The organism is Methylomusa anaerophila (genome assembly GCF_003966895.1).
Taxonomy (GTDB): domain Bacteria; phylum Bacillota; class Negativicutes; order Sporomusales; family Sporomusaceae; genus Methylomusa; species Methylomusa anaerophila.
In genome coordinates, this window is sequence record NZ_AP018449.1 from 572,603 (window position 1) to 597,173 (window position 24,571).

Consider the following 24,571-nt stretch of genomic DNA (forward strand, 5'->3'; position numbering starts at 1 on the left):
GCGCATTCAGTTACCTTGTAACATTATAAACCATTATTGTTGTTTATTGGAAGTATAAAATGTTTCTTTGATCGATATTTTTTATTTATATGTAAATAATGCTTATTTATTGTTATTATACTTTCTGTTAGACCAAGAAAAACTGAAGACTCCTTTCAGATTGTCTCCAGTTTCGCGTTTTTCTTAATAAATTAATCCCTTAAAAATTTAGGGTTGCAAAATAATCGTCAATTGTTTCGGCGCGACGAATTAATTCTACAGTGTCATCAGGCTTAAGAAGAAGTTCGGCGGAACGCAGCTTACCATTATAATTAAATCCCATGGCGTGACCATGCGCGCCAGTGTCATGAATAACAAGAACATCACCGATATCAATCATGGGTAATTTGCGGTTAATGGCAAACTTATCGTTATTCTCACAAAGTGAGCCGGTTACGTCATAAATATAGCCAAGGGGCCAATTTTCCTTACCGACAACCGTAATGTGGTGATACGCTCCATAGAGCGCCGGGCGCATGAGATTGGCCATACAAGCATCCAGTCCAATATAGTTTTTGTAGATTTCCTTTTTATGCAACACTGTGGCCACTAAATAGCCATATGGACCAGTAATTACACGACCGCACTCCATGGCGATTTTAAGAGGATCCAGTCCATTGGCTACAATCTTGGTCTCATATGCTGTTTGAATACCTTTGCTCAAATAATTGATATCTACCGGCTCTTCTTCCGGACGGTAGGCGATTCCGATGCCACCGCCAAAATTGACAAATTCCACTTTAATATCCAAAGTTCTATGAATCTCAATCACCAAATCAAACATCATATTGGCTGTTTCAATGAAATAATCTGGATCAAGTTCATTGGAAATAATCATGGTGTGAAGTCCAAAACGTTTTACCCCGCGGGCACTCATCAGGCGATAAGCATCTAACAGCTGCTTTCTGGTAAGACCGTATTTCGACTCTTCCGGATTACCGATAATAGCATTACCACCCTCCCTTAAAGGTCCGGGATTGTAACGGAAGCAGACCATTTCGGGAATGCCTGCGTATTTGTCCAGATAATCAATGTGACTGAAATCATCCAGATTGATAGTGGCTCCTAGCTCTCGCGCCTTTTGAAACTCAATCGCGGGAGTATCATTAGACGTGAGCATGATTTCATCACCAGACATGCCTACTTTTTCTGCTAATATCAATTCAGGCAAGGAACTGCAGTCGGCACCCAGTCCTTCTTCCCGCAGAATTTTCAGTAAATGCGGGTTGGGATTGGCTTTCACCGCAAAGTATTCCTTAAACGCAGGGGCCCATGAAAATGCTCTGATCAGCTTCCGGGTGTTTTCCCTAAGCGCCTTTTCATCATAAATATGAAATGGTGTAGGATATTTCTTTATAATCTCGTTTAATAGTTCTTTCGTAAATGGTAATCTTTTCTCAACCATGCTGTTTCGCCTGCCTTTTATATATTTAAGTATACTTTCCAAATAAAAATTAGAAATCGTCAGATGCTAGGCGCGATGAGGACCGGAACGGAGGCGTACTGGGTGGTACGTTGGAGTGAGGACCGCAGGAGCAACGACGCAGATGGCGGTTTCTAAGCAGTTCCCTACTTAAAGTGAATAGTATAAATAATAAAGCGATTTGCGCTATTGTATCCCGCAAACCGCTCACAAGCAAAGTAAAAAATGCCAGTTGACATGTTATGCACGATAGCGCTCCACTCCGGCACCCCGGAATGACAGTCTTGTGCTTATTCAGCACAAACCCAGCAAAAGCTCCCGGCCGGAACTTTCACTTCGGCGGTCATCCCTTTCCGCGCACTCATAGCCTGCCGCGCTTCCTCGCGTACTCTTGATCTGCCGCACCTCTATCCAGTAAATAACTATTGAATTGTGTCTATAATAACAGGACGCCCCGAAAGTGTCAATAGTAAATGAGCAAGTATAAAAAAAGGATATTCTTACATTATGTGGAATTTATTAAAAGGCTACACACATTGCGCAGGAGGCGATATAGATATAATGGAAAAACAAGAAGTTGAATTAGTTCATTTTGTATGTGAAAAATGCGGTCGCATGCTGGTATGGACGCTGCCTAGCGCCCAAGTACTTTGTCAGCAATGCGGACAATGGGTTCGACAACAGCAAAGAAATCCCCCTCCTCAAGGTATAAGAAAAGATTTAGCTTATGCCAATTCTTTAAAAACGTAAGCTAAACCTGTTCCCGGTTAGTGCCGCACAGCTGACGGTGGTCTGCCGCGTTTGCGCAACCGGGCAGACTGCGCGGATTCCTCTACATATTGTACCTCTGCCCGGGAAAGACCGTAGAGATCATAAATCAAATAATTCATTGAGCTAGAGAGTAATTCAAAGCTTGGGGACGATTGGAAATACCGTCCCGCGGATCCTTCCAATGATAAGGTCATGCTCTCCAGCTCTTTTTTTATTAACGGGTTTAAGACAATTGGTAGCTTTTCCAACGTTTCAATATCTGTTTGCGCCAGGGAGCGCCCTTTTTCCAGACTAATAGTCTGATAGTAGTAATTCATTAGCCGGGAATTTAACAGGCATACAATATATTCCAGACTGGTTAAACCCCCTGATAGGCTAATAGAATGCAGATTATTAAGATGATAATAACCGTTTCGGTCGATTGCGGCAATCAGGCTGTCACCAGTCTGTCGCAGCAAAATTTTAGGATTTTCGATAATGGCCTTATCCCAGCCTCCTTTATTCAATTTGTCCGGATTGACATCCAACCAATCACCCCGGTATTCAATTAAAAAAGGGATGACTTGCGCCGATGAGGTCAATCCCCGCTTCCAAGTTGGGCCGTGGGGCTGCTGACTTTTTATCTCTTGCTGGGAAGTCAGGGAACGCATACCTGTTTTAATTCTGGCCAAGTCCCCTAGCTTGTTGCCGGCCTGATCCATTTTTTCCACTATGGTCTTATCCATTTTATTAAAAAACATGCGAAAGCGGTAATAGGACTGGGTATGAAAGTATGTTTGACTATACCGGAAGGCTGTAATTTGTCCATTTTCCTGCATTTTGGCAACTTTAACTTCATGGGTCTCTTTCTGTTCCGGCTTATGAATTTTGGTCAGGATACTTATAGTAGGAATACCAATAGTGGCTCCGGCAAATACAGGCTGACTCAGCAGTAAAATTTCCTCTATCAGACAATTATCTAAAATATAACGCCGAATCTTGGAGAAATACCGTCCCAAAAGATAACTGTCGGGGGTAATAAATCCCAACCGGCCGCCGGAAGTCAATACTTCTAGCGCCCGCTGGATAAACAAGGCGTAATAACTAATTTTATACTCGGCGGAATGCTGATAATTCGCCCTGATGTAGGCGGTATAGCCCGCGTTAAGGACGCCGGTCCGGTTAAGCCCGAAACTGACATAGGGAGGATTTCCTACCACATAGTCGTATCGCTGACTCCAAAACCGGCGTTTCTTTTCAACATTATTTTCTCTGTTATTCCCGCTGTCTTCCCTTCCGTTTTCCCATCGTAACAAGCTGTCACAGGCAATGATATTTAAGTTTGCCGGTGGCGATGAGCCTTTTAACAGGAAATTAACAGCGGCAATTTCGGCGGCAAAACCATCTATGTCCGCACCGTACAGGCAATGCCGCAATATATGATAATGGAGGTTTGTCTCGTTCCAGTAGGAAAGGCCTTTCATCTTTATTAATTTTTGCCCGTTACCGTATTCCACTTCATACTCTTGATCCGCATAGGCTGCCTGAAGAGCCGGCAGAGCGGCGGCGAACTTTTTCTTTAATAAATCATAAGCACTCAGCAAGAAGTTGCCGGTACCGCAGGCAGGGTCGAGCACCCGGACAAAAGGATTGGCAACCACATCAGCCGCGGACAACGTATTTTCCAATATGTAACTGATAACAAAATTAGGAGTGTAGTATCTCCCAGCCGCTTTTTGGGTTGCCCGTTCCATAATTTGCTCGTAAATTTCGCCTAAGAGAGCGGGATGCCGGAAAAAATCATCTGCGAAACAATAATCCAGCCGATCAAGCTTTTTCCCTAACTGCCGGATAAACGGCTCCAGTTGGAAGAAATCCGCGCTAGGGTCTTCGTCCGGAACGGGAATGCCGCCTGCAAACATTCTGGAAATTTGAAACAAACTATGCCTTACCATGAAATCCAGCCAATCGCTATCTTTATAGCAACCTTTTTCCCGGCAAAGCCGTATAATTAACATTTTAATAATCATGCGGCAAGCAACATCATGTACAAGTCTTGCGTCCCGCCGTCCTTGTTGCGGCAAATTTATGTAGAACTTGACTAATTCCCTGTAGAGACCTGTTATGATTGCCGTACCTTTTGTATTAAATCCGGTTGCTCCCATTGGTCTGCCCCCTCCACTGACAGCTTACCGCCAGCTTGCATATTCCACGGTAACATGCTATCCTAAGTACAGAACGTATGTTTGCGGCGGTGATTTTTTATGCAACGCTGGATTATCCATGTCGACATGGATGCTTTTTATGCGGCAATTGAACAACGGGACAATCCCTCCTTGCGCAGTCAACCTGTTATTGTAGGCGGAATCGGCAACCGGGGAGTAGTTTCTACAGCTTCTTATGAAGCCCGCAAATTTGGCGTAAAATCCGCTATGCCGATGATAACCGCCCGGCGTCTTTGCCCTCAGGGCATTGTTCTTTCTCCCAATCACCGAAAATACGCCGCCATATCTAACGAAATAGGCGAAATTCTGGCTTGTTATTCGCCAACAATTGAGCCGCTTTCCCTTGATGAAGCCTTTTTAGACGTTTCCGGCATGGAATGGCTGTATGCTGATGTTGCTGATATCGCCCGCGAAATCAAGAATCGTATTAAAAGCCAGACAGACCTGACGGCTTCAGCCGGCGCAGCCCCCAATAAATTTCTGGCCAAATTGGCCTCCGACTTCAAGAAACCGGACGGATTGGTTATCGTTCGTCCCGGCGAAGAGCTGGCTTTCCTTAATAATATTCCTTTACGCCAGTTGTGGGGAGTGGGCGAAACAACCGCCAAAATATTGCGTCGTTTGGGAGTTAATAATGTAAACCAATTGCGGCAGTCTGATCCGAAAGTTCTTGAAAAACACCTTGGAAAAATAGCCCAAGACTTGATAAATCTGGCTTGGGGGCAGGGTAATCGTCCAGTCGTGAGTGACAGGGAAGCCAGGTCCATCGGCAACGAAACAACCTTCTCGCTGGATCTTCATGACCGGGAAGACATTCAGCTCAATCTGCTGGCTTTGGCTGTTCAAGTTGGGCGGCGCTTACGAAAATCAGGCTATGTATGCCGAACGATTACAGTCAAGATTCGATATTCCTCTTTTCAAACTATTACCAGAAGCAGTACGTTGGCTGAGCCAACCCATCTGGATGAAGTGGTTTATGAAACAGCGCTGAATGTGTTTAATAAAGTGGAATTGCAAGAAGGCGTCCGCCTCCTGGGTGTAACTGCCTCCAATCTTCTTTCCAATACTTGTCAGATGTCTTTATTCAACGAAACAAACGAAAAACGGGAAAAGGTGTCGGAAGTAGTGGACATGCTGAAGGATAGATTCGGCTCTGCTATTCTGACTCGGGCTAGTTTGCTAGATAAGTAAATTGCTGATAGCAATACACGCATTGAAAGCGGCAAATTTTATCATAGCTGCCGATATCCGAGCTTTTGCTGCAACCGCAGGCCCTCCTTTGGCCATGGTCTTTGGCCTTGGACACTCTTCCCCCGAACAAGTTCTCCAGAAGATGTCCGTCTATGCAACTTCCCCGCCGTATTCCCTTCACCTGTTCCACCAGAGGGGAAGCACAAGAATAAAGGGAAAGCCCATATCTTGACGCAATTTCCGCCAGCCGCTCAAAAAACAGGATTAGTTTAGCCTCATCCAAGTGAATCATATTAACACCGGCCTTGATAAGCCGGCGGCGTACATGCTCATAAAGAAATACATACGATGTCGTAACCCTGCATTTTTCCATTCCCAGTGCCGCCAAATCCTTGCACAAGAGAGTGAAGGCGTTAAGACGGGCTTGCCCCGGTTTCAATGGGGTAGGATCCGCTTCACCCCTTGTGGATAAGAGGACCGGGTCAAAGCGAATATTAAATTGTTCCGGACTAAACGTCCGCAACAGACCGGCCAGAGTCTGTAAAGAATCCCGGTATAAAGGGACATTGGGCTCAAGCAACTTTGAGTAGTTATTAATGGTATATTGGAAATATAAGTTGTAGTTTTCTAAGTATCCGGGATGAGTCAATACATTCCGAAAATCTTTGCTCCATAATACCAGGGTATGAACAGAATCCGGCTTGAGATCGACTCTGTACTTCTTTGCCGGAAACCGCGGGTTAGGCAGTTCAGCTTCCCCGGCTTTAAGCACCGCTTGCAGCCAGTCGTAGTAAAAACAGGGCAAATCTGTTCTTCTAGAAGCAGAAATAACTGTCCTCATTGCTTTCATGGTCCAATTGTATCACTTTAGCCAGAGTTATTCAATTTGACCCAAAATATGTCTTTTTCTTGAGGATATGACCGACGATAAGCACTCCCACCGTGAGCAGAAGCTCGATCGCCAAAGCGTAAGGCGCAAGGGCATCTTTTACAAACCCATCTTTAACTACCATCTTGGCGGCAGTCCAGCCTAAAATAGCCGCACCAAGGTAAATAATAGCAGGATAACGGTCCATCAGTTTCATTACAAAACCACTACCGAACACAACTAACGGAATACTCATAACAAGACCCACGGCCAAAAGAATGATATTACCGCCGGAAGCACCGGCAATAGCTAGTACATTGTCCATGCTCATAATTACATCGGCAAGCAGGATCGTCTTAATTGCTTCCGTCAAGGTACTTGCCTGCTCGCACGAGACGACATCCTTCTTTTCAGCTAATAAAGCTATAGCAATGCATAACAACGCAAGTCCGCCGGCAAGTTGGAGGTAAGGAATGGTAAGCAGAATTGCCGCAACAGTGGTTAACAGGATCCGCAACGCCACAGCACCGACACTACCCCAGATTATTGCTTTCTTCCGTTGTTCGCGGGGAAGGTTTCTGCTTGCCAAAGCTATGATCACCGCATTATCGCCGCTAAGTATCAGGTCAATCAAAGTAATACTTCCTAAACCAACCAAAAATTCCACCGAAATACCCCTTTCTTACCCGTTATTATTTATTCATTAATACTAAACATAAATGGAAAATTAAAAAGACCTTTAGTATAAACTATATACTAAAGGTCTGGCTACTGAACTAAATCCAGTGACATAACCATGCATGCACATGCACCCATGCAGAATTGTTGATTATGTCAGACAGCTACTCCCCTTTAGAGGGATATTTTATTACTACTAGTATATCGGTTTAAGACATTTTTGTCAACAGCATAATTGAATAATCTTACCATATGCAAAACTATGTATGTCTTATTATAATAAATAATTATTATTTTATAATAATTATTTACAAATGCAATTATTTTTACTATACTTAAGATATAATTCATTTGCGCGAGACTATGCAAGACTATCTGGAGGATCCGGTCAGGATAATTCCTTTTGATCAATTTCGGAAATAGTAACAAAGCAAGGAGGTAATTGCTATGAGAGCAATCGTAAGTAAAGACTTTTTTCTAAGCCAAACCATCCCCATCAAAAAAATAGAACGTATTACACTCTCTGCCTATGGCGGGGAATTGGCCGGTACCAGTATCGGGAGTGCGGAAACCTTCCGGATGCCATCTCATGTTTTAGAACCCGGGCAGGTTTTTTTGACATCAACCCAATGGTGTAATCTTCTTGCCAGAGTGCAGAATTGGCCGGCTAGCCTGGGCGTAATCAATTTCCCGGAGTAATTAGAGTAATTAAGGAGTCAATTTCATGAAAATAAGAGTTAATAAAGCTTTCTTCCTCGGTCAAGTCCTCCCTATCGTTGATTTCGAGCGCATATCGCTTGCTGCATATGGACGCGTACTTTCCGGCGCCAGCTTCGGAAATACTGAAAACTTCCGGGTGCCTGCTGAAGTAGCAGTGCCCGGGCAGGTTTTTCTGACTGCCGATGAATGGCGTACCGTTGTAAAAAAGGTTCAGGATTCGAAGAATACTATGGTTGACATTGAATTATAACGAATTATAACGAAAACTTTTTAATTGCGTGTTGAAGGGAGCCAGCCGTGTCAACCAATACTTCTTGCACCTCTTCGATAGCGGCGACCTGGTGTTCTGTAGCAACCGAAACCTGCATTGTCTGAGTTACGGTGTTTTTACTCATGGAATCAATATCTTTGACAGCAGACAAGACGTGCTGGCTATTCTGCGCTATGGTTTCTATGGAGGCAGTAATACCTTGGATTTGGCCGGATACTTGATTGGTCATGGCGATAATTTCATTAAACGTACCGCCCACACTGCTAACCAAAGCGACTTCCTGTTGGACTACGTCGCTGCTTTTGTTCATAGCTACAACAGCATTATGGGTATCTGCCTGTATTTCGGCAATTAAGTCGCCGATTTGTTTGGCTGCCATTTGCGATTGTTCGGCCAGCTTACGCACCTCATCGGCAACAACGGCAAAGCCGCGTCCTTGTTCGCCGGCGCGAGCCGCCTCAATGGCCGCATTCAATGCTAATAAGTTGGTTTGACTGGCAATTCCTGAAATAGTATCAAGAATTTGGCCTATTTCCTTTGAACGTTCGTCCAATTTTGTTACAAGTCTTGCGGAGTCGGCAACGTTTGCCTCAATGTTTTGCATTTCAGCAACTGCTTTTTCAATTGCTTTTCCACTGTCTTCGGCCGATTGAGCGGTTTTTTCCGATACGGAAGCAACAATAGTTGAATCGGAAGCAATTTGTTGAATGTTGGCAACGATCTCGGTGACAAGCGCGGTGGTATTCTCAAGCGTAGCCACTTGTTCGTTAACGGACTGGGAAATATTCGCAATTGAATCGGCTATTTCTCCTGCTGTAACTTCAGATTGTGCCGCGCATGCCGTTAGCTGTTCAGAAGACGATGAAACTGCTTTGGCAGTAACTAATACTTGCCCAAGCAAGTCTTTAAGCCCGCTAACCATTGCATTGAAGTTTTGCGCCAGTTTGCCGATTTCATCACTTTGCCGGTTGGTTATTTCAATGTTCAAATTGCCGGTTTTAATGGTTTCTGTGGCTTCTACCAATTGGGTGATAGGTTTGGTTACGCGATTAGAGACAAAAACACTTATGAAAACTACCATTAGAACGGTAATCAACAAAATAGCCAGATTTGTCAGCAACAGACTATTATTTCTGGCATTATATTCATCGAAGGATTTTTCCATACAAATAATCCAGCGTGTTTTAGGGTCATATACATAATTAACTAACTTTCGGACACCATCATCCCCGCTGATTTCTTCTATGCCGCTTTGGCCTTTCATCGCTTTCTGGACAAAGGGAAGCTGGCTCATGTCCTTGCGCTCGTTTGAAACCTGTTCATTGGGATGAGCGGTAATTTTTCCATCCTGGTCAAGTATGTAGGCGGTGACTCCAGCTTGCGACCGCTTAACAACGAAGTCTTTAAGGAAAGAAAGATTGATAGAAGCCTGCAAAACGCCGGTCACTGTTCCGTTGGCCGAGCGTATTGGCGTGGCTATAGCAACCACAGGGTTGCCGTCTGTCTTACTAACCAACACTTCAGAAACTACTTCATCGTTTCCTTTTAAAGCTGTTTGATAAAAAGCCCGGTCGCCCACTTTTACCAGTTTGGCATTATCGCCTCTTACAAGCTGATTGCCTTTGTCATCATCAACAGTCATGGCAAGGGCGGTAAATACTTTTTGGGTATCACCCAGCAGTTGGCTGGCAGCCGGGAGATCGTAATTTTTTACCGAGGCGGTTTGGGCAAGCCCTCTTAGCACCTCAAGGTGTTTGTCTACATAATCTTTGGTTTCAGATTGTAAAACCTCAATTTCACTGGAACTAAGCGAGTAGAAATCGTTTTTTAGGGTTTTATTAAACAATGAAAAGGAGAAAAGGGAAGCCCCGAGTAATGGAACACAACTAATAATCAGCAGCAAAATAATTAACTTTTTTTTCATCAATCAATAGCTCCTTATATCAAAATGTATGCTTGTTCATCCTTTGAATAAACCCAGCGCATTTACTACAAGAGCCACCAAACCGCCGGCGATAAGCGGACCGACAGGCAGACCGCGAAAGAAGCAAACACCGATAATTGTGCCGACGACCAGAGCCGTTACTGTTTCCGGTGATTCTTTCATAAAAACCACTCCCTGGCCGGCTACCCAGGCCAAGAAAATCCCAATAACAACCGCCAGAAGGCCTACCGGCGCTTTAAAGACATCCAAGACTTCGTTCATGGCTATACGCCCTTGCGCAACCGGACTTAGAACAGCAATCGTCAGAATGATAATCCCAATGTTTATACCTTGCTTGTCTATAAACTGAAAACAATTTTCAAGACCCAGTTTGGGAATTAGTAACAGCACCAATGCAGATACAGATACTGTATGATTATTGCCGATCATAGATAATGCTAAAATTATTAATAGAGGAATGTTGTCCCAATTCATTTATTCACATCCTACCCATGGTTTTCGGTTTTCCGTTTCGTCAGCACTTTACTTTAGCATATTTTTTTAGACAAATAGTATCGAATGTATCCCATCTTAACCGGTTAATGCAATCGGACCAAATAACTTCTTGTTGTCCAATAAAATCAAGTCGTTCCAGTAGTTGTTCGGTAATTTGGTCTTTTTTGATTACGACAACACCACTGTCATCGGCAACAACAATTCCGCCGTCCAATTCCTGCCTGCGTTTTATATAATAATCCTCGTCGAAGCCGGTATCTGCATTGATACAACCGATTGGCGACCGGCCATAAGACCAAATGGGATATTTTTCTTTGATTAGTTGCTGAACATCGCGAATCAACCCTCTGACGACGATTCCTCGGACTTGATGATACGAAAATAAATATTTGGCTACAAGGTCACCAAAAATTGCTTTCCCGTCGCAATTAAGCGCATCAATACACACTACACTGTCTTTTGGCGTATTGCGGGCATAATTATGTACATGGTAATTCGAACCGTTAAAGGCAGGAATATAGTGGATGACGCCGACTACTCTGCTTCCAGGCAATAAAACCTGCAGTTTGGGATCTAACTCTCCGGTTTTATACATGGCATCGGCCACTTCCGTTGTACTCATCTCGTTAGCCTGAATGTAGTCCAGTATTTTTTTTTGTAATACTTTCCACTGCATTTCAAAACTCCTTCCCTTTAATTAATCTATCTATTTTTTTAACATTTGATTAGCCTCACCCTTTATGTTTTTTAGCGAAGGTAATTCATGTGCTAGTTTATATCCTTGCCCCGGTATAATTAACACAAAAACAAATAAAACCAGCCCCATAGCTGGTTTATGAGGCGTTTGGCCGTTAACACCAAACGGCAGCCTGGCAATCATAGGTATTTTTTCCCTTTAGACCCACGGCTTTGCGTCCTTACCTTTCGATAAGTTTGCCCACTTTAAAATTGTCAACAAAATTAATGTTATTATAACATAATATAATATAATATAATATAATATATTATAACATAATAATCTGAATTTGCAATACTAAATTCTACAATTATCATTTTTATTCGACATAGTTCGTATGACTTAACAGGACTCCGAGGAACCTGTACGGGAACAGGCTTAGCCTGGATTTCGCTGCAAATGTAAATATAAAACAAGATCAAATATGGCCCGCGTATTATCCTCAGACAGGTCCACAAACCTGCAGCCAATGTTATTGCCTTGTTGCCAGGTGACTTTTGCTGCGACATCAATGTTTCCTAACTCCTCGGGCAAACACAGCCGGATTGATAAATCGGGCTCCAATTGCTGCTCAGCTTGCAGCAATATTCCATCCATACTGATATTAATCGCGAGGGCATCAATATGATGATCTGTTTCATTCACTATGATTTTCACCGGCGCATGAACATTAGTTCGGGGAAAATTTCGATTTTCAATTATAACGCCCCGTTCTTTAAGAGCTTGATCAAGCCACGTGCGGTCCCAGGCCATGCTGGCTATGTCTCCCTTTGCTTTTCTCTCGGCACAGGATTTAGCTAAGGACTTTTCTAACAAATTTGGGGCATGACATGGGTTAATGACGACAATGCCGTCTTCATCCCCGACCAAGATATCGCCGGGATGAACAAGTACTCCCCCACAATCGACGGGAACATTAATTTCGCCGGGTGCATCTTTATAAGGCCCGGCCGGGGTGACTCCTGCCGCATAGATAGGCATATCCGTTTTTTTCAGTGCTCCTATATCACGAATAGCACCGTCAATAATGAAACCCCCGATACCTCTTTGCTTGGCCCACAAAACCATCAATTCTCCCATAACCGAGTTAGTCAGGTCACCTTGGGCATCAACTACCACAATATCGCCAGGCTGGGCAATATCAAGCGCCTTGTGAAGCATAAGATTATCGCCTGGGCGTAACTTAACGGTAAAAGCCGGTCCAAGTAAGGGAATGTCGTTGACTGGGCGAATTTTGGCATCCATGCACGACGTATGGTTCAGGTTGTCTGCTATATAGGCCGCCGGTATTCCTGCAAAACTGTCAATTAAAGCTTTTGGCGGTCGATTTATCTGCGAGAAAATACGCAATCCTATTCTTGCCATAATTAACCACTCCATTCAAATCAGTTATTACCCAGTTACACAAAAACAATTCTTTCTAAGTCTCTCAACGAAATAAAACCAGCCCCACAGCTGGTTTATGAGGCGTTTGGCCGTAATACCAAACGGCAACCTGGCGATCATAGGCTTTTCCTTTAGACCCATAGCTTTGCGTCCTTATCTTTCGATAAGTTTGCCACTATATAAAATTGTCATAATTTGAAGTATAATGATTTAATTTGTCAACCGCAATTCCACTGTAACACTTTTTTAATTTAATTCAAGTAATTTAACAATAATTTAATTTACAGTTAACACAAACAGCGAATTGCTCGTATCAAAAAAAGTAAGCAGGCAAAATTGCCTGATTACTTTTTTTGTACACTGATTCATTTGCCGGTAATGGCATTGATTCTGTCGGCCAGTTCATAGCCCGCGACATCATTATCGACAGGAGTCATAATCAGCTGCCCATCGATATAAACCGCACCATCATCGCCGACATAGGCGGTGTTTAGAGAATTATTGTGATATAACTTGGCGAGATTACCGGCTATTAAGTATGCTCTCTCTTCAGCCAAATATCTATTGGTCTTAACTGGCGTTACAACATCTTGGTTGTCAATTTGAACCGTCTGGTCGTTTTTAACCGTAATGTGCCCTTTACTATAATCCGTAAGGCGTTTTGCAAAATTATTAATGCGATCCGATGTCTTCGGGTGATTATTCGGATTAATAACTTTACTTAGTCCTTCATGCCATAACTCGCCAGCCTGGGCGCGAAGCTTGACCATAGATGCAGCTGGGCCGCCTGGGTTGAAGCCGGCGGCAACAGCATTGTTAAACCCTGAATTATCTGCGTTCCACTCCTCTTTCATCGTAATTACCTCATTAGCGACGTAGTTCCCTGCAACAACACCAAGAACTTCGCTGGTCCGATTCGGGTTGTTCTGCGTATATAAATCCACCACCAGGCTGAGTCCTAGTATCTTTTTTGTGCCCTCAACAGGGTCTTTATGTTCCCCGTGACTCATTTCATGCCCAAGCACAGACGCAAGTTCATCTTCATCCAGTAAATCAACCGTGCCTTTGTTAACGGCAATTACCCGTCCCAGTGTACAAAAAGCGTTGAACTCTTTAGCAGGGGTTATGTATACTTCATAATGGTCCTTAATCAGTCCGTTGGACATTAACCGGTCGGCTATATTATGTACATACCCATTTGCTTGTTCATCTTTATAAACTCCGGTTTTACTTTGGGTCTGTTTAAGCATATCGGCTTGGCGTTTATCATTAAGGTCATTCAATTGCCAGCTAATATACGAAAAAGCCACAGCGCCATATAATAATTCTTGGGTAAAGGTAGCTGCCGCTGCCCCTCTGGTGCTACCGGCAAATACCGGCACCATCAGGATGAAACCAATCAGGAAAATAACCAATATTTTTTTCCCTAGCTGGTTTTGCACCTCTCCACCTCCAGGTGTATTAACGTCTAGGACACTCCCATTCCCTGCCTATTAGTTCTAATATTCTATAAATGGCCACTATATTCCTTCTTTACCACAAAGCAACGGAATCCCGGTTTCCCATGGACAGATCGTTATGATTAATGATTTTAACAAAATTTTATAAATAATTGTAATTATTGTATTACATATATTGTAACATAAAATAGGTATGTAAAAAGAATCCCACTGAGATCACCGCCAAAATTGCCAGTATCCCAACACCATAGAACATATGTCTAATCATCGGTTTTTCCGCCCCTTCCTGTAATAAAAATTTCAAGATAAAATCACGGCATAAATCCTTCAGCCGAAAGCAGACAATAAAAAAGGATGCCCGGCAACACAAGTTACAGGGCAGAGATAAAGTGTTTATAATGAGGGGACAATCTATGTAAATAGAGAAGTGTTTGCTTCTCTAGAATCTCTGTGACTAATGGACTAATAAGCATAAACATATAAGAAAAACTCTAACTATAGAGTACATGCTTTTTGTTACAATTTGGTAACAACTTCATAAAATAATTATAACAAATTCCGAAATTTGTTATAATCAATAAATTTTTCTTGATTTAACTTAACTGATTTCGCTCTGTACTTCATTATACATAACTTTCCAGCTTGGCTGTTGCCGGCTGTTTATCATGCCGGAGTATGAGCTTTGACACTTTCCATTAAAAGCGAAGTTAACCAATTACTTATGTAACCATACTTCCACTTTCAACATACACTATATTAGGGTTAATTACCAAAACTACAAAAGGAGGAAATTTTTTTATGTTACGAGATTTTTCCATGCCACGAGATGGTATAGTAGTCCCTGAGCTGCCACGTATAGAACCAGGTCGTAAAGCTAAGGTCCTGGAAACCAAAACCTTGCAGGAGTGCCATAATGAAGAGATACCCACAATATATAAAAACGGTATAAGATCCATTAAGGTTCCTGTTGAATTGAAAGAAGTCTTTATACAAATCCCTGTGGAATCGACGATTCGGTTGGAGGAACCTGCCTTAGAAATTAAACGCATAAAAAAAAGCATCCAGATAACCCAATGTAAACTGGTGGTACCCGTCGGTAGACAGTGTAATGCAATTGACAGTAAGCTGTTTTTGGCAGGATTGGTTCGCAAAAATATTGAATACGCCAATGTTAAATGCATTGACGATAGTATAATCAGCGGGGATATCCGCCATACCACAGTTTCCATTCCTTTTGAATGTGCCACTGAAATAAAATTTACCGCCCCAAATATTCCAGTCCTGCCAAAACAGGCGCAAACTGAATTGAATTTCTTACATCCCAACGGCTTGGGACCCAATACCAAAGAACAGCGTTTAAAAGATTTTCAATTTCTCACCGAAGAACCTTTCTGTGAATTGGAATTTGCAAGTATTACCGAGGTAGACATCGAGCTGGAGCAAATACCTGTGAAGGGTGCGCCTTTTGAAAATGTATTCCAAACATTTACGGAAAAATTAGTCTTAAATATCCTGGTAAAGGTACTGCAAAACCAACAAGTGCTTGTTCGCACCCTTTCTGATTGCATCGAGCGGGAGCCCAAACCCAATGCCGAAAAACCGGGCAGGGAACCAGCCTTAGTTTCTAAAGAAGACAAGGATTAAAATGATGCAGCGGCTTTCCCGGACATTTATGGTCTGATAACTTTGTCTTTTTTAACATATAACTTGAAACGGGTAAATAATATACTAGGAACTTAAAAATTATAAGAAGACTGAAAAAATGAAACCAGTACTTATATTTAAGATACTGGTTTTTTTTTGGAAAGATTATGTATCAGCTAAAACCCATATTTCGCAGTCTCGTGAGAAAATACAAAAATTTTTCTAGAAAATACAAAAAGAAAATGGTTTTCAAAGGCCGATGGCGAATCTGTCCATATCAAGGAAATGGAGGGAACACCATGGGCTGGAAAGGAACATCAAGCCTGGAGCAACGGCAGCAACAGACGCCGTTTGCTCCGGTTGTCGCAAATCAGTACTTGAATCAATTAGGGTTCGTCGAGACCATTAACCGATCCGTAGAATGGGATTCGAAACAATGTAAAGTTTCTCCCGGTCTTTTGGCCAAGAGTGTAGTATTATCAACATTTGCCGATACACGCACTCCCCTCTATCGCATCTGGAAAACATTCTACGGAACCGATATTGCGATGCTATTTGGCGAAGGTCTAGCGGCAGAAGACTTTTCCGACGATGCCATTGCTCGAACTCTCGATAAAATCAGTGCCTTCGGTACGGAAACCTTGTTTAGCCGGATTAGTCTGGCGGGTCTTGCTGCCTATGATGTTCCTGTAGACAGACTTCATTGTGATACTACGTCGATCACTCTGGCTGGTGCTTACGAAGAATGTGAGGAGGAAGACTATCAAGGTTTATCTGTCTGCCATGGGTATAGTAAAGATCATCGTCCGGATCTTAAACAAGTCGTTTTGGGCAAAGTCGTCAATGAGCATGGAATTCCGCTGGTCAGTCTACCGCTTGATGGCAATACATCCGATACAGAATTCAACCGCTTGGCTCTCAATATTCTAACGGAAACCTATGGAGAGCGGCTTGAGAAGATGGTCTACATTGCCGATTCCAAGCTTATTAATTTGCCAACCCTGAAGATTTTTACAGAGCGGCCTACCCCTGTCCAGTTCATTTCTCGCTGTCCAGATGCTTTCTATCGGAAACTGGCGGTTCGGGTAAAACGACTGGCATTTGAGTCTGATGGAAATTGGGTTTCTCAAGGTGCGATTGGAGAAGGCAAACAGTGCGCCCAGTACCAGACACAAGGATTTCGAGAATGGGTAGATGGATCGGTATACCGTCTAATCGTAGTCAAAACCAGTGCCGGTCGGGAGCGGGTAGACAAGATTCTAGCCAAAGACCGAAATTCCTTGGAGAAGGCCCTAGCCCTTCTGGCGGATCGACCGTTTGCTTGTGAAGCAGATGCCCGTAAAGCAGCCCAGTTATTCGACCAGGAACATAAGAATTCTTGTTATGAATGGGAGTGGAACCTGGACTCTACCACGGTGGAAAAGAGATCACGTGGCAATCCGGGAAAAACACCTAAACCTCCAATCACAGAAACGACTTGGCGTGTGCAGGGCAAGATCTTCCGAGAGAAAACCGACAAATGCGATCTACTCCGTTATAAAGATGAGAGTTTTGTCTTGATTACCAACGTAGCCGAAGAAGCGATGTCTGACCGCGAAGTGTTGCGCCAATATAAGGAGCAGCACCGAGTTGAGGTACAGTTTAGGACGCTCAAGGAACCCGCGCTGGCGGCACAGATATTTCTCAAGAAACCAGGACGTATCGATGCTTTGTTAATGTTATTGTCCGTGGCGCTGTTGATTCGAGGACTGATGCAATTTCGGGTTCGTCAGCAACTGGCAGGATATTCGCAGACTCCGAGAATCGGGATGAATCGGGCCAAGCTGACCCAGCCAACAGCCGAGATGTTGCTGATACTATTCAAGTCCTATGTGCTGATCCGGGAAGGGCCAGATTACAGGTGTGAGTGTCAAAGTAACGAAGATTTGAAAGCGTTTCCCATTTGGATGGATCTACTTGGCATTCAATTTGAATAGTGCCAGGAAAATTTCGTGATTGGCTCATCAAGCATGGGCTTATTCAAGTTGCCCTTGTTATAAAAAAAAGTCTGTGATGCACATTCCTTAGCTCTTCTGAATTACTCGACCATATTACTATTTATTGCTTACATTAGGGTGCGAAAAATGAGCTAAAACTATTTTCACGGGGCTATCAAACTTCTACCGAAATTCTTCCTAATTCGAAGAGGCTTAGTTCTCTTTCTGTCATGTAATTTTGTGAAATTACATGATTACCGGAAATTTCACCAAAAATATAGTTCCCTGCGAGGAAGTTTTTACTTCGATTTTAGCTTTGTGTTTTCGAGCAATTCTATAGCAGACTGACAAACCTAATCCAGTTCCGGTTTCCTTGGTTGTTAAAAAAGGAGTACCTAAATGGTTTAAAACTGTTTCCGGTATTCCCGTACCCGTATCTTGAATAGTCAGTACTATTTCATCATTATCATTGTCTTGATGAGTTGTAACGGTTACTGTTCCGTGTTGTTCCATTGCTTCAAATCCGTTTCGAACTAAATTTAAGATTAATTGCCGTATTTCTTTTTCATTAAAAATAGAATCGGGAATGTCCCCTGTGTTCACATGCAATTCGTGTCCGTTGCGGAGTGCGTCGGCTTGCAATAAAGGTAACATAATTTTTATTATGTTGTTTAAGTTACCGGGTTTCATTTCTCCCTCTTTATTTTTCGCCAAAGATAGAAATTCTGTAATAATAAAATTCGCTCTGTCCAGCTCTTCTATCATTGTCGAAAACTGCGGATTATGGGCAGTGTACTTATGCTGAAACCATTGTAAATATCCTCTCACCGTGGTCATGGGATTACGTACTTCATGGCCTATTCCCGCTGCCAATTCCGCCACAACATTTAGACTTTCAAGACGTGTCATCTCCTTTTCAAGTTGTTTTTTTGCGGTTATATCATGAAAATAAACGGACAATCCTTCCGGCGAGGGATACGCATGCACCTCTATCCATCTATCAGTACCGACTCCTATCGCTTGAAAATGAACAGCAACGTTTTCTTTCTTGGCACGATGATATTGATCGTAATATGGCTGCACGTTAGGGATTAGCTCCCAAATGCTTACTCCTAATAATTTATTTTTATTGCCAAATCCGAATTTTTCAGCAACGGGGTTAATGTAAGTGAAACGCCATTCATTATCCAAGGCGAAAAAACCATCGTTGATTCTATTTAAAATATTTTGGATCTGCAACGCCAGCTTTTGTAAGCCTCCTGTTAACCGGACATAAATATATCTTAAAATCACCATAGCGAGTAACCAGACACAGAAAACATAAAGAAACCCTTGGATTAATACTGTATGAATTTCTCTGCTTACATCCCCATATTTCATATTGGCCCAAATATGACCTATTAGCTTTCCGTTATTATAAATAGGATACGATAAGTTTAATACTGAATAACCGTCCCCGCCAATATTGTCGGTTATGCTTGCCGACCACTTACCCGTTTTATAGATTTCAAAGAACTCTTGGAACTCTTGCGCATAATTTTTGCTTAGCAGCTTTTCAGGCGTCAGTTCGGGACCAATAGCTATGACTCTGCCCAATTCCTTTGAATATAAACCCATTCCAAAGGCAGGATACACGCTGCTTACTTTCTCAACAGGCAGTTGAAATAACTTGTTTAAAGCTAATACCTTATCGTCTTCGCTAATTGGCGATGTATTTATATCGGTAATTTCCCTGCTTAATAATGAATTATCAATTTCTTGCTCAAGTGAAATAGCGACATTCAATAGTTGCATCAGTTTGTCTTGAAATAAAAAATGCTCTTGCTGTCTTGCATAAAAAAATAAAAATAATATTGCGGCTAGAGTAATCAAAACGATATTTAAGAAATAAACTTGCCTGGTCATAATACTGCCATTAATACGCATCGTTATCACGTCTCCCCGTACCGGTAAAATAAAAAATTAAAATGACTAATAAGAATGATTAATAGACAATTGGACAAGTTGGATAAAAATTCCTGCCAAGAAATGAAAAATTTTACCAATAAAAACAGCGCTGGCCATCCCCCGGCAGCACTGTTTTTAAATTCACACTTTTTTGGCATAAGAATACACTGATAAAAGGGAGGGTAAAACATTATGTCAAATACGACAAATAACTTTATTTCTAAAAGTGCATTATTTCGCCAGCATCTATTTTCGCCGGAAACAATTTTTTTAATGGAAGCTCATAACGGCCTGTCGGCTAAAATCGTTCAAGAAACGGGATTTGACGGTATCTGGGCTTCCGGACTGTCGATATCAGCATCTTTAGGTGTCCGGGATAGCAATGAGGCTTCCTGGACGCAAGTTTTAGAAATTCTTGAGTTTATGTCGGACGCAACTTCCATCCCCATATTAGTAGACGGTGATACCGGGTATGGAAATTTCAATAATGTTCGCCGTTTAGTAAAAAAACTATGTCAACGTGGTATTGCCGCTGTATGTATTGAAGATAAGCTTTTTCCCAAAACAAATTCCTTCATAGGAAACAGCCAGCAACTTGCCGACATTGATGAATTCTGCGGACGAATTAAAGCCGGCCAAGATAGCAAGACCGACCCGCATTTTTCCATAATCGCCCGGGTGGAAGCTTTGATAGCCGGCGCCGGCATGGATGAAGCATTACGACGGGCGGAAGCATACCACCAGGCCGGGGCGGATGCCATTCTCATCCATTCCAAGCAACCGACCGCGGCCGAAGTGTTAGAATTTGCCCGGCGCTGGGCAAACCGCTGCCCGCTTGTAATCGTCCCGACTAAATACTATACTACGCCCACGGAAGTTTTCCGCCAAGCTAAAATTTCCATGATTATTTGGGCAAACCACAACCTGCGCGCTTGTATCAGCATGATGCGACAAATCAGTCAGAAAATAAAAAAAGAACAATCACTTGTCAACGCAGAAAAAAACATTGCCAGTGTGGATGATATATTCGATCTGGTAAATGACGACGAATTACGGGAAGCGGAGAAACTCTATTTACCGCAAAAAGGTTATCGCGGCGGGCCCACCTCGTTGGCAGCCCGTAACCAATTAATTACCGAATCCCATACTGCCGCAATGAGAATCAAAGCGCAAAAGTTGAAGGAGCAAGGAATCCCGGTTGTGAATTTTGCCGCCGGTGAATTAGATATTGATACAAGTGAAGCAATCAAAACCGCTGCCCAAAATGCAATAGCGCAAGGATATAACAAATACACCGAAACATTGGGAATTAAAAAGCTTAGAGAAGGTATTGCCGCTAAAATCACCCGGGAAACCGGCGTTGTATATACCGCGGCGGAAGTTGGCATTACTGTCGGCGCTAAACAGGCCCTATATAACTCAGCCATGGTACTTTTTGAATCCGGCGATGAAGTCATCATTCCATCTCCCTATTGGGTAACCTTTCCGGCACAAGTCCGGTTAGCGGAGGCTACTCCTGTCTTTTTGGACACTGAGCCTTGCAACTACCAGATTGATATTGAACAATTAAAGACCTTAATTACGCCAAAAACCAAAGCAATGATCATGAATACTCCCAATAATCCAACCGGCGTCGTTTATCGTTGGGAAACTTTGCAGGAAATTGCAAAATTGGCTATCGCCAATAATCTCTGGATCATTTTTGACGAATGCTATGCCGACTTGGTGCATTCTCCCTATGAACATTACAATATCGTAAAAGTAGTTAAAGAAGTAAAAGAAAGAACAATAGTCGTTAACTCATTTTCTAAATCATGCGCTTTAACCGGCTGGCGAATCGGGTATGTATGCGCTCCGTCGCTAATAATTAAAGCAATACAAAAGATGCAAGGGCACATGACTTCCAACGTTTGCAGCATTGCTCAGCATGCAGTTCTCGCGGCGCTTGAACCAAACCATAACAGTTTTGTTGAAAATACCAGGAAATTGCTCAAACAGAGGCTGGATACCGCATTAGAAATCATCAATACAATGGATGCAGTCACCTACGTGGTCCCACAGGGTGCCTTTTATGTATTTTTAAATGTTAAGCAGCTATTGGGGAAAACGTACCATGAAACCTTTATTGCCGATGTCAATATTCTCGCCCAGCTGCTTTTGGAAGAAGCGCATGTAGCAGTAGTGCCCGGAGACGCATTTGGCAATGGGAATTGTATTAGAATTTCTTATGCCATTTCCCAAGAGGATATTTCTAACGGGTTACAAAAAATGAAAGATTTTTTTGCTAAAATACAATATTAATAGGATAGGATTTGTTTATATGACTACTTTGGCGATGACACTTGTTTTAGTAGCCGCCTTTGCCCACGCCAGCTGGAATTTTCTATTAAAAAAGGCGTGTGGCGGTACTGCCTTTGTCTGGCTGTTCGCTTCCTTTTCAGCCATTATCTATGCCCCGTTAGCAGTAGTTGTTGCCTGGCAGCAATCCCACATTGGGTTAGTGCAAATATTATTTATGGCCGGCAGCGCCATCATCAACCTAGTCTATTATCTGTTGTTAGAAAAGGGCTACCAGGTCGGCGACCTCTCTTTGGTGTACCCGCTTGCCCGAGGTACAGGGCCTGTTTTAGCCACAGCAGCAGCTATCCTTATTTTCAGTGAACAGCCTACCACGGTTGCTTTTATCGGCGCCATGCTTGTTAGCCTTGGTATAATATGCCTGGCGCGTAATCCGCGAATACTTCACGATCCTATGGCGAAAAAAGGAATAATCTACGCCTTGCTGACAGGTGTGTCTGTTGCCGCTTATACGTTATGGGACAAATATTCGGTAAGCACCCTTCTGATCCCGCCGCTTTTGCTCAACTGGGCGATAAACTTCGGACGATCCATGGTACTCGTACCCTACGCTTGGCGCCATTGGCAACAAGTCATGCAGGTGTGGCGCGAACACCGCCAAGAGGTACTAGGTGTTGCTATTTTAAATCCCCTGTCTTATATACTGGTCCTAAGCGCTATGGTGTTCAGCCCGGTAAGTTACATCGCGCCATTCCGGGAAATCAGCGTGCTTATCGGGATAATACTTGGGGTGAGGCTGCTGTCTGAAAATGAATTTAAACATCGTATGATTGCGGCGGCAATTATACTATTAGGGGAATTATTATTGGCATTTGGTTAGAGAAAAGGAATGAAAAGCAAGGGGCGCCAATCCCCCCTGCTTTTCATTCCTTTTATTTCAATCTCGCTAATACTTGCCTGCTATTTAGCAAAATATCTGATAAAAGCGGAGCTCCGCCGCCGTTATATCAGTCCGTAAGCCTTCATTTCGGCCCGAAGCAGTTCAAGATTATCGTCACTAAGTTCCGTTAGCGGCATACGGCATTGCCCAGCCTTAAAGCCCAACAGGTTTACAGCTGCTTTAACAGGGATAGGGTTTACTTCGCTGAATAATGCTTTTATGAGGTTTAGTGTCTGAAGCTGCAGCTTGATAGCGCCATTAATATCACCCTGAAAAAATTTCACAACCATATTGTGGGTGTCCTGGGGGATGATATTAGCCATGGTGGAAATGACACCTTTGCCGCCAAGAGACAACACCGGCAAGACTGTATTATCATCACCGGAATACACGGCAAAATCTTCCCCGCATAAATTTACTAAATCCCCAACTTGTCCGAGGTTGCACTCCTTAACGGCGATAATATTATCTATGGCCGCTAATGCTTTTATAGTCTCAGAATTTATGTTCAAATTGGTTCTGCCGGGTACATTATACAGAACTATTGGTATCTTAACATTATTGGCAATAAGCTTAAAGTGTTCATACAGCCCTTTTTGCGTGGCTTTATTATAATAGGGAGTGACTGATAATATTCCATCAGCGCCAACTGCTTCTGCTGCTTTTGATAATTCTATCGCATGACGGGTATCATTGCTGCCGGCGCCGGCAATAACCGGTATGCGCTTGTTGATTGTTTCTACCGCGAACTTAATAACGGCAATATGCTCATTATCCGGCATGGTAGAGGCTTCTCCTGTAGTGCCGCAAACTACAATGGCATCTGATCCACCTTTAATTTGAAACTCAATAAGTTCTGTTAATGTTTGATAATCAACACCGTTATCAGTAAAGGGAGTTACAATAGCTACTGCCGAGCCTATAAATAATGGTTTTTTCATTAGATGCCGCCTTTCCGCTCATCAGAATCCGTTAATACGGTGATTTGACACGCTCCACATAAATTTTATTGCATCCAGCCAATCACAAAATATACTGTTGTCATTTTCGCCGTAATACATATAGTATCCTGCTAAATCCCACTTTGCATGAATCATAAATGTAATTTTGCGGTTCATTTTGATAATCGACCATTAGTATTTTATGATTTTATAATCATCGAATTGTTGAGGTGAAAAAATTTACTTTTTGCATAATTGATCAAAAATCTTGTTCACTTCGGCCAAGGTTTCTTCCCTGACTTTGGCCGTCAGATATTTTCCTTTTCTATCAGTAATAATTAATCCAGCGTTTTCAAGTTCCTTAATATGATGCGAAATAGTAGGTGCGCCAATTTTAAGGGAATTCATTATATCGGTAACAAAACATTCACACTCGCAGTCCGTTTCAAAGCCGGTTTCACTCTTTTCAGCAATTTTAAAAAATAATTCTAGTCGTTTCGGATGCGAAAGCGCTTTTAAGACTTTTGCTAATCTTATCGTATCCAATAAATTTGTCACCTTCCTATATAGCAATATGATACTTCGATAATCGTCAAACTAATAATAGCTAATTTTTCTCTTCCCTGTCAAGTCCTCGT

Annotated in this window: 21 protein-coding genes and 3 riboswitches; of the genes, 8 read left to right on the forward strand and 13 right to left on the reverse strand. The window is 42.6% G+C overall.

What is annotated here, in order from left to right; all coding sequences use genetic code 11:
• Nucleotides 1–199: 199 nt before the first annotated feature.
• On the reverse strand, nt 200–1,444 hold the full coding sequence (locus MAMMFC1_RS02545; protein WP_126306198.1) for a diaminopimelate decarboxylase family protein: 1,245 nt from the start codon (nt 1,442–1,444) through the stop codon (nt 200–202).
• Nucleotides 1,445–1,704: 260 nt separating this feature from the next.
• A riboswitch (Lysine riboswitch) is annotated at nt 1,705–1,880 on the reverse strand.
• Between the two features lie 143 nt (nt 1,881–2,023).
• Here MAMMFC1_RS02545 and MAMMFC1_RS02550 point away from each other — a divergent pair.
• Nucleotides 2,024–2,212 carry a hypothetical protein gene (locus MAMMFC1_RS02550; protein WP_126306200.1) on the forward strand — a complete coding sequence of 63 codons (189 nt, stop codon included), beginning with the start codon at nt 2,024–2,026 and terminating at the stop codon, nt 2,210–2,212.
• Nucleotides 2,213–2,229: 17 nt separating this feature from the next.
• Here the strand turns inward: MAMMFC1_RS02550 and MAMMFC1_RS02555 are convergent, their stop codons facing one another.
• Nucleotides 2,230–4,377 carry an Eco57I restriction-modification methylase domain-containing protein gene (locus tag MAMMFC1_RS02555; protein WP_126306202.1) on the reverse strand — a complete coding sequence of 716 codons (2,148 nt, stop codon included), beginning with the start codon at nt 4,375–4,377 and terminating at the stop codon, nt 2,230–2,232.
• 99 nt (nt 4,378–4,476) lie between these two features.
• Here MAMMFC1_RS02555 and MAMMFC1_RS02560 point away from each other — a divergent pair, with 99 nt between their 5' ends.
• Nucleotides 4,477–5,628 (forward strand): DNA polymerase IV, encoded by a 1,152-nt coding sequence (locus tag MAMMFC1_RS02560; RefSeq protein ID WP_126306204.1) that lies wholly within the window; start codon nt 4,477–4,479, stop codon nt 5,626–5,628.
• Here MAMMFC1_RS02560 and MAMMFC1_RS02565 read toward each other — a convergent pair.
• Entirely contained in the window at nt 5,609–6,478 is an 870-nt protein-coding gene (locus tag MAMMFC1_RS02565; protein ID WP_126306206.1) for a DUF1848 family protein, read from the reverse strand. The genes MAMMFC1_RS02560 and MAMMFC1_RS02565 overlap by 20 nt on opposite strands.
• 31 nt (nt 6,479–6,509) lie before the next feature.
• Nucleotides 6,510–7,163 (reverse strand): TerC family protein, encoded by a 654-nt coding sequence (locus MAMMFC1_RS02570; protein ID WP_126306209.1) that lies wholly within the window; start codon nt 7,161–7,163, stop codon nt 6,510–6,512.
• A gap of 458 nt (nt 7,164–7,621) precedes the next feature.
• Here MAMMFC1_RS02570 and MAMMFC1_RS02575 point away from each other — a divergent pair, with 458 nt between their 5' ends.
• Both MAMMFC1_RS02575 and MAMMFC1_RS02580 read left to right on the forward strand, forming a co-directional pair.
• Entirely contained in the window at nt 7,622–7,873 is a 252-nt protein-coding gene (locus tag MAMMFC1_RS02575; protein ID WP_126306211.1) for a hypothetical protein, read from the forward strand.
• A gap of 25 nt (nt 7,874–7,898) precedes the next feature.
• A complete protein-coding gene (locus MAMMFC1_RS02580; protein ID WP_126306213.1) occupies nt 7,899–8,144 on the forward strand; it encodes a hypothetical protein in 246 nt (81 codons plus the stop codon).
• A 4-nt stretch (nt 8,145–8,148) separates the two neighbouring features.
• Here MAMMFC1_RS02580 and MAMMFC1_RS02585 read toward each other — a convergent pair whose 3' ends face one another.
• The 6 genes from MAMMFC1_RS02585 to MAMMFC1_RS02605 form a co-directional block, all read right to left on the reverse strand.
• Nucleotides 8,149–10,089 carry a methyl-accepting chemotaxis protein gene (locus tag MAMMFC1_RS02585; protein WP_126306215.1) on the reverse strand — a complete coding sequence of 647 codons (1,941 nt, stop codon included), beginning with the start codon at nt 10,087–10,089 and terminating at the stop codon, nt 8,149–8,151.
• 36 nt (nt 10,090–10,125) lie between these two features.
• Entirely contained in the window at nt 10,126–10,584 is a 459-nt protein-coding gene (locus tag MAMMFC1_RS02590; protein WP_126306217.1) for a DUF441 domain-containing protein, read from the reverse strand.
• A 40-nt stretch (nt 10,585–10,624) separates the two neighbouring features.
• Nucleotides 10,625–11,281, reverse strand: a complete 657-nt coding sequence (locus MAMMFC1_RS02595; protein ID WP_126306218.1) for an RraA family protein — start codon at nt 11,279–11,281, stop codon at nt 10,625–10,627.
• A 30-nt stretch (nt 11,282–11,311) separates the two neighbouring features.
• Complete coding sequence (locus tag MAMMFC1_RS21255; RefSeq protein ID WP_158618613.1) at nt 11,312–11,485, reverse strand: hypothetical protein; 174 nt, start codon at nt 11,483–11,485, stop codon at nt 11,312–11,314.
• Nucleotides 11,466–11,553, reverse strand: a riboswitch (cyclic di-GMP riboswitch). It overlaps the preceding gene by 20 nt.
• A 166-nt stretch (nt 11,554–11,719) precedes the next feature.
• Nucleotides 11,720–12,706 (reverse strand): RraA family protein, encoded by a 987-nt coding sequence (locus MAMMFC1_RS02600; protein WP_126306221.1) that lies wholly within the window; start codon nt 12,704–12,706, stop codon nt 11,720–11,722.
• A gap of 121 nt (nt 12,707–12,827) precedes the next feature.
• A riboswitch (cyclic di-GMP riboswitch) is annotated at nt 12,828–12,911 on the reverse strand.
• A gap of 181 nt (nt 12,912–13,092) precedes the next feature.
• A complete protein-coding gene (locus tag MAMMFC1_RS02605) occupies nt 13,093–14,169 on the reverse strand; it encodes a M48 family metalloprotease (protein WP_126306223.1) in 1,077 nt (358 codons plus the stop codon).
• A gap of 816 nt (nt 14,170–14,985) precedes the next feature.
• Between MAMMFC1_RS02605 and MAMMFC1_RS02610 the strand changes: the two genes are divergently transcribed.
• Both MAMMFC1_RS02610 and MAMMFC1_RS02615 read left to right on the forward strand, forming a co-directional pair.
• Nucleotides 14,986–15,831, forward strand: a complete 846-nt coding sequence (locus MAMMFC1_RS02610) for a CsxC family protein (protein ID WP_126306225.1) — start codon at nt 14,986–14,988, stop codon at nt 15,829–15,831.
• A 299-nt stretch (nt 15,832–16,130) separates the two neighbouring features.
• The gene (locus MAMMFC1_RS02615) at nt 16,131–17,807 is read left to right on the forward strand and encodes an IS1634 family transposase (RefSeq protein WP_158618614.1); all 1,677 of its coding nucleotides are present in this window, start codon (nt 16,131–16,133) and stop codon (nt 17,805–17,807) included.
• A 246-nt stretch (nt 17,808–18,053) separates the two neighbouring features.
• On the opposite strand, the gene MAMMFC1_RS02620 is transcribed toward MAMMFC1_RS02615, so the two are convergent.
• The gene (locus MAMMFC1_RS02620) at nt 18,054–19,733 is read right to left on the reverse strand and encodes a sensor histidine kinase (RefSeq protein WP_126306229.1); all 1,680 of its coding nucleotides are present in this window, start codon (nt 19,731–19,733) and stop codon (nt 18,054–18,056) included.
• 213 nt (nt 19,734–19,946) lie between these two features.
• On the opposite strand from MAMMFC1_RS02620, the gene aepX reads away from it, so the two are divergent.
• Both aepX and MAMMFC1_RS02630 read left to right on the forward strand, forming a co-directional pair.
• Nucleotides 19,947–22,055 (forward strand): phosphoenolpyruvate mutase, encoded by a 2,109-nt coding sequence (gene aepX, locus MAMMFC1_RS02625; RefSeq protein ID WP_126306231.1) that lies wholly within the window; start codon nt 19,947–19,949, stop codon nt 22,053–22,055.
• A gap of 19 nt (nt 22,056–22,074) precedes the next feature.
• Nucleotides 22,075–22,932, forward strand: a complete 858-nt coding sequence (locus MAMMFC1_RS02630) for a DMT family transporter (RefSeq protein ID WP_126306233.1) — start codon at nt 22,075–22,077, stop codon at nt 22,930–22,932.
• A 122-nt stretch (nt 22,933–23,054) separates the two neighbouring features.
• On the opposite strand, the gene dapA is transcribed toward MAMMFC1_RS02630, so the two are convergent.
• Both dapA and MAMMFC1_RS02640 read right to left on the reverse strand, forming a co-directional pair.
• Complete coding sequence (dapA, locus tag MAMMFC1_RS02635; protein ID WP_126306235.1) at nt 23,055–23,933, reverse strand: 4-hydroxy-tetrahydrodipicolinate synthase; 879 nt, start codon at nt 23,931–23,933, stop codon at nt 23,055–23,057.
• A 240-nt stretch (nt 23,934–24,173) separates the two neighbouring features.
• Nucleotides 24,174–24,479: an ArsR/SmtB family transcription factor gene (locus MAMMFC1_RS02640; RefSeq protein ID WP_126306237.1), complete on the reverse strand. Its 306-nt coding sequence runs from the start codon at nt 24,477–24,479 to the stop codon at nt 24,174–24,176.
• Nucleotides 24,480–24,571: the final 92 nt, after the last annotated feature.

Coding starts and splice junctions, on each gene's coding strand:
- MAMMFC1_RS02565 (WP_126306206.1), bottom strand. CDS start 6,478: ATGAAAGCAATGAGGACAGTTATTTCTGCTTCTAGAAGAACAGATTTG.
- MAMMFC1_RS02620 (WP_126306229.1), bottom strand. CDS start 19,733: ATGCGTATTAATGGCAGTATTATGACCAGGCAAGTTTATTTCTTAAAT.
- MAMMFC1_RS02550 (WP_126306200.1), top strand. CDS start 2,024: ATGGAAAAACAAGAAGTTGAATTAGTTCATTTTGTATGTGAAAAATGC.
- MAMMFC1_RS02630 (WP_126306233.1), top strand. CDS start 22,075: ATGACTACTTTGGCGATGACACTTGTTTTAGTAGCCGCCTTTGCCCAC.
- MAMMFC1_RS02555 (WP_126306202.1), bottom strand. CDS start 4,377: ATGGGAGCAACCGGATTTAATACAAAAGGTACGGCAATCATAACAGGT.
- dapA (WP_126306235.1), bottom strand. CDS start 23,933: ATGAAAAAACCATTATTTATAGGCTCGGCAGTAGCTATTGTAACTCCC.
- MAMMFC1_RS02560 (WP_126306204.1), top strand. CDS start 4,477: ATGCAACGCTGGATTATCCATGTCGACATGGATGCTTTTTATGCGGCA.
- MAMMFC1_RS02600 (WP_126306221.1), bottom strand. CDS start 12,706: ATGGCAAGAATAGGATTGCGTATTTTCTCGCAGATAAATCGACCGCCA.
- MAMMFC1_RS02615 (WP_158618614.1), top strand. CDS start 16,131: ATGGGCTGGAAAGGAACATCAAGCCTGGAGCAACGGCAGCAACAGACG.
- MAMMFC1_RS02590 (WP_126306217.1), bottom strand. CDS start 10,584: ATGAATTGGGACAACATTCCTCTATTAATAATTTTAGCATTATCTATG.
- MAMMFC1_RS21255 (WP_158618613.1), bottom strand. CDS start 11,485: ATGATTGCCAGGCTGCCGTTTGGTGTTAACGGCCAAACGCCTCATAAA.
- MAMMFC1_RS02575 (WP_126306211.1), top strand. CDS start 7,622: ATGAGAGCAATCGTAAGTAAAGACTTTTTTCTAAGCCAAACCATCCCC.
- MAMMFC1_RS02545 (WP_126306198.1), bottom strand. CDS start 1,444: ATGGTTGAGAAAAGATTACCATTTACGAAAGAACTATTAAACGAGATT.
- MAMMFC1_RS02595 (WP_126306218.1), bottom strand. CDS start 11,281: ATGCAGTGGAAAGTATTACAAAAAAAAATACTGGACTACATTCAGGCT.
- MAMMFC1_RS02585 (WP_126306215.1), bottom strand. CDS start 10,089: ATGAAAAAAAAGTTAATTATTTTGCTGCTGATTATTAGTTGTGTTCCA.
- aepX (WP_126306231.1), top strand. CDS start 19,947: ATGTCAAATACGACAAATAACTTTATTTCTAAAAGTGCATTATTTCGC.
- MAMMFC1_RS02610 (WP_126306225.1), top strand. CDS start 14,986: ATGTTACGAGATTTTTCCATGCCACGAGATGGTATAGTAGTCCCTGAG.
- MAMMFC1_RS02580 (WP_126306213.1), top strand. CDS start 7,899: ATGAAAATAAGAGTTAATAAAGCTTTCTTCCTCGGTCAAGTCCTCCCT.